We start from the raw sequence: 949 nt of genomic DNA, 5'->3' as shown, positions 1-949 counted from the left end.
TCGATGAACAGTGCCGTACCCCCGTTGTCCTTCAATCCGGCCGGTATCGAGCTGGACCGCCGCCAGGGCCTCAGTCGCCAGCTGTACCAGGCCTTGCGACAGCGGGTGCTGGACGGACGCCTGGCCAGTGGTACGCGCCTGCCTGCCAGCCGCGACCTGGCCGCCGCCCTGGGGATTTCCCGCAACAGCGTGGTGCGGGCCTATGACCAGCTGTACGCCGAGGGTTTTATCGAAGGGCGGGTCGGTGACGGCACCTATGTGGCGCAATTGCCGGAAACCCGATTGCCGATCAAAAAACTATCCACAAAAGTATCCACAGGGTTTTCAACAGGCTTACCCACAGGTTTATCCACAAAACAGACAGAAATTGCTGGTGATTTATCCAGTAAAGTTATCCACAGCAGTGGCTGGCAGCGCCTGCAAACCCATCATTTGAGTACCCCGCCCAAGGGGCCGCCAAGGGCTTTTCGGGTTGGCGTGCCAGCCTTCGATCTGTTCCCGTTCGAGGTCTGGGCCAAGCTGAATGCGGCTTTCTGGCGCAGGCCAGACCTCGGGCAATTGTGCTACGGGGACTCGGCGGGCGATCCGCGGCTGCGCAGCCTGATCGCCGCCTACCTGCGCAGCGCTCGGGGCCTGAACTGCACGGCTGAACAAATTGTGATCACCAGTGGCGCGCAGCAGGGCATCAGCCTTTGTGCACAGCTGCTGGTGGAGCCCGGCGACCGGGTGGCTGTGGAAAACCCCGGCTACCGCGCCGCGGGGCATGCGTTCGCCCTGGCGGGTGCGCAGTTGCAGGGCGTGGCGGTGGACCAGGAGGGCATCGACTGCCGCCAGCTGGAGCAGCTGGACAGCTGCCGCCTGGCCTATGTCACGCCGTCCCACCAGTACCCCACCGGGGTGATCATGAGCCTGGCCCGGCGCCTGGAGCTGCTGGCCTGGGCCGAACGCA

Annotated in this window: 1 protein-coding gene; it reads left to right on the top strand. The window is 64.3% G+C overall.

The window, feature by feature from the left end; all coding sequences use genetic code 11:
* Positions 1-3: 3 nt before the first annotated feature.
* Positions 4-949 (top strand): PLP-dependent aminotransferase family protein (locus F6S12_RS32250; protein WP_315869923.1); only part of this gene is annotated, 946 nt, incomplete at its 3' end.

The sequence above is a fragment of the Pseudomonas sp. JV245A genome, assembly GCF_032424515.1.
Taxonomy (GTDB): Bacteria; Pseudomonadota; Gammaproteobacteria; order Pseudomonadales; family Pseudomonadaceae; genus Aquipseudomonas; species Aquipseudomonas protegens.
Note: the sequence above shows the minus strand (reverse complement) of the source record. Positions and strands in the feature narration are given on the sequence as shown.